Below are 4,532 nucleotides of genomic sequence, written 5' to 3'. Positions count from 1 at the left end.
AATTGCATCGCCCAAGCTCTTACTTTCAAGGCCACCGCCACCGCCGCCACTTACAAAAGTAGACTCACGACGATATAAGATTCTGTAGTTTAATTGAGTAACGCCGTCTTCAGCAGTTACTAGGATTTCAATGATATTGTCTCCTTCTCTAATTTGGAAGCTAGAACTTGCCACACCACTAGTTAATGGAATGTAAGCACCAGGACCATTACCAGTATCAATTCTTGCTTGAATAGTTGCGAATTGATTCTCGGTAGTAGCAGTTACAATGAAACTATTAACAGCGGTTAACACATAAGTATCATAATCAAGGTCAAACTTATTAAATGCTGTATTTAAAGGACCAGTATTTGAAACTAGATTACTTAAGAAGGCATTGTTACTTGGTACAACGGTTAAATCATTTGGCGTATAAGTAATGGTATAGTTAGATGCAGTGAAAGTACCACCAGTTGCAGCACTAGGAACAACTGAACCTACATTAACACCTACAGGATCAAGCGCAGCAGCACCAGTACCATAATTCATGGTAACAGAACCAATGGTCTCACTGTTTTGCAAACCACTTGAGGTAAATGCAGTAACACCAGTAGCAGGTGAAGTAATTACATCACCTCTATTTTTTTGAACAGCATTTGCTGTAACAGTTAATGCAGCGGGTGTTACGGTGATATCACCATTTGTATAAGTGATTGAATAGTTTGAAGCATTAAAACCAACACCAGCAACAGGTGCGCTAGGAACAATTGTACCAACATTAGATGCAACAGCGGCTGTTGCCAACCCACCAGTACCATAGGTTAATGTAACAGAGGCAATTGTTTCACCTGATGCTAAACCAACAGAAGTAAAAGTTGTTTTACCCGCACCGCTGGTTAAAGCAGTACCATACGATTTAGTTTCATTAGTTGCAGTGATGGTTAATGGAGCTGTTGTAACAGTAATGTCGCCATTCACATAAGTGATAATATAATTGCTTGCCACAAAACCACCCGTACCAACAGGCAAACTTGGAACAATGGTTCCTGCATTTGCACCTATAGGATCACCAGCAGCACCACCAGCACCATAAGTTAATGTTACAGTAGTAATGGTTTCACCTGGTTGTAAAGTACCAGTAAGAGTGAAAGCAGTTTTTCCAGAACCGCTGCTTAAAGCAGTGCCATACGGTTTATTTTCATTGGTAGCAGTAATGGTAATAGATCCAGCACTTACTGTAATATCACCCGCAATATAATTTATTGAATAATTGGCCGCATTGATACTACCACCAGTTATTGCACTCGGCTCAACTGAACCCGAATAAACACCAGCTGTTGCAGGAGCAGTAGGTCCAACACCAGTATAAGTAATGGTAACAGTTCCTGCTGTTTCACCATTTTGTAGCCCAGTAGCAATAAAATCAGATGAGCCAGCGCCACCAGTTAAAACCGCTCCAATTGTTTTAGAAACATTGTTTGCAGTAATATTTAATGTACGTGCAACAACATTTAAATCGGTACCATTATAGGTAATAGCATAGTTAGAAGGATTAATGGTTCCTCCTGTTAATGAATTAATAGAAACTCCACCAACAGTAGTTCCAACGGGATCAGTTGCAGCAGCACCAGTGCCATAAGCAACTGTGACAGTACCTGCAGATTCTCCGTTTTGCAAACCAACTGCATTAAAGCCTGTGTATCCAGCTCCGTCCGATAAAACATCACCATAAATTTTATTTACTGCAGTTGCATTTATATTTAAACTTCTAGTTCCAACAGTTAAGTCTCCAGCAGTATAAGTAATCGTATAGTTAGAGGGATTAAAGCCCACTCCAGCAACCGGTGCACTAGCAACAATTCCACCAACATTGGTCGCAGCAACAGGGTCTGTTCCAGCAGCACCAGTGCCATAAGTTAAAGTAACTGAAGCGATGGTTTCACCTACTACTAACCCAGATGAAGTGAATGCAGTTTTACCAGGTCCACTGGTTAATACATCTCCATAAGTTTTAATGATTGTGTTAGCAGTTACGCCTAGCGCTTTTGGAGTAATATTCGCAGTAATACCAGATGGTGCAGTAAGAGTGTAGTTGCCTGCAGCAGAACCAGTTAATGCATAACCAGTAATGCTTACGTTAATTCCGTTAGCAGCATTGGCTGAAGCAAAAGTACCACTAGCTAAACTTGCATCTAAGGTACAATTGGCAATATCAAAAGCTTCTACACCAACTAAAGTTGTTGCATTTAAAATAGCTGTAGTATTTCCATCATATTCCTTATTGCCAACACCAGCACCTGATAGGGTAAGTGCTTTTGCTCCTACAACAATATTACCATCAGCATAACTGATTGAATAGTTACTGGCGTTAAATCCACCAGAACCACCAGTTAAAGTACTTAAAACAACTGCGTTATTATAAGTACCCACATTTGCATTTGCAGCAGCTCCTGATCCATAAGTAACAGTTACCGTACCAGCATTTTCACCACTCACTAGACCAACTGCATTAAAGCCGGTATAGCCAGTACCGTCAGATAGCAAAGTGCCATAGGTTTTATTTACAGGTGTAGCTGTAATTGTTAATGCCTTGGGTGCTACAGTTAAGTCTCCAGCCGTAAAAGAGATCGCATAGTTTGTAGCAATAAAACCAACACCTGCAACTGGTGCACTAGCAACAATCCCACCCACATTGGTTGCAGCAACAGGATCTGTTCCTGCTGCACCTGTGCCATAAGTTAAAGTAACCGATGCAATGGTTTCGCCGGGAACTAAACCAGAAGAACTAAATTCAGTTTTGCCTGGTCCAGTAGTTAATACATCCCCATAAGGTTTGTTTACTGTGTTAGCTGTAATAGTTAATGCTTTTTCAGTAATATTCGCAGAAATACCCGTTGGTTGAGTTAAAGAGTAGTTACCCGCTTGAGCACCTGTTAGCGCATAACCGCTAACAGTTACATTAATTCCATTACCTACATTTGGAGAAGCAAAAGTTCCTCCAGCACCAGTTATATCTAATGTACAATCATCACCAACTTCAACGCCAGCGTTTAAACTAACACCACCATTCAAAATAGCAACCGTATTGCCATTATACACTTTATCGTTTGCACCAGCACCAGATAATGTAAGCAGTTTTGGATTCACAACTATGTTAGCGCTATTCAGTGTAATTGCATAGTTGCTCGGTATGAATCCTCCTGATCCGCCAGTTAATGCACTCAAAACTACTGAATTGTTATAGGTCCCCACATTTGCATTAGCTGCAGCACCTGAACCGTATGTTACTGTAACTGTCCCTGGATTTTCAGATCCAACTAGACCAACTGCATTGAAACCTGTAAAGCCAGGCCCACTTGTTAAAGCTGTGCCATAAGTTTTAGTTTCTTGAATGGCATTAATTGATAAGGATTTAGCAGTAATATTACCAGATTGAGCTGGCAAAGGTATTAAAGTATAATATGCACTAGCTGGACCACTAATTGAATATCCAGTTACTGTAACTGATTTAAAAGATCCAACATTTGCATCAACAAATGTTGCTGTAGCACCTGCAAAACTGATTGTAACATTTCCTAAATCAGCTGTACGTAAATTATCTAATCCAATTGGCGATCCATTATTTGTTACAGTAGCAGTAGTGTTTCCATCATAAACTTTATCTTCAATTGCAACATTAATAATATCTAAGCTTCTAGTGTTTACAGTTATTTGCGAAATTGTTCTCGTACCTATTAGCGTTCCTCCTGCGTTTTCAATTCGAATTTGTTTTGAAAGATATACTCCCGGAATTGTTGATTCCGCAGTTCTAACATAAATCGTAGTACTGGCAATGTCTCCACTACCATCTGAGTTAATAGAAACCGAAGAGGAATATGGTCCACCAACTAATGTTGATACTTCTGATTCAGCATTTGCAATTACAATTGCAGGTTGACCTGGTGTGAATCCAGTGCCAGTAAAGGAAAAGTTTTTTGACGTAGAAGCATCGCCATAAATAGAAGAAAAACTGGTAATAGAACCAGTAGATGGACTAACGGTTTGTGCAAAACCCACAGCGGCAACTAAAGAAAAAACAGCGGACAATAAAAAGTTGCGTAAAATTCTAAATCTCATAAGCATTAATTTATACGATCGATATCGTGGTACGGATAGTAGTTAATTATTCAAGCAAGTGTTTTTACGCAATTGCTTGTAGGGGGAACACTACATATGGTGTAAAATTAATATAAAAAATACGACAATAGCAAATTTTCGTATTAATATATAATAAATTCTTTTAAAGGTCGTTCTGCTCAATTTTCCCTAAAATCAGGGAGGAACAGAATAACGTTTTGCATAAAAAAAGCCCCGATGAGTAAACATCGGGGCTTTGAGATTATAGAGATATAAGTTATTTCACGATCACTACGGTAGTAGGAGCGAACTTAACGTTGTTACCTTCTAGTGTTAAGAAGTGTGTACCAATTACGCCGTTGTTCAATCTTACTGGAACAGCGTTAGGACCTTTCACTACGTTTACTTGTTTAGTGTAGATAGAACGTCCAGTTCCA

General features: G+C 39.4%; 1 protein-coding gene. It reads right to left on the bottom strand.

The window, feature by feature from the left end:
• Positions 1-4,095: YDG domain-containing protein (locus Q8S25_RS06920; RefSeq protein WP_305536149.1), on the bottom strand; the 4,095-nt coding region annotated here is incomplete at its 3' end.
• Positions 4,096-4,532 lie beyond the last annotated feature (437 nt).

The sequence above is a fragment of the Sediminibacterium sp. genome, from assembly GCF_030695065.1.
Classification (GTDB): domain Bacteria; phylum Bacteroidota; class Bacteroidia; order Chitinophagales; family Chitinophagaceae; genus Sediminibacterium.
This window is presented reverse-complemented; position numbering and strand designations above follow the sequence as displayed.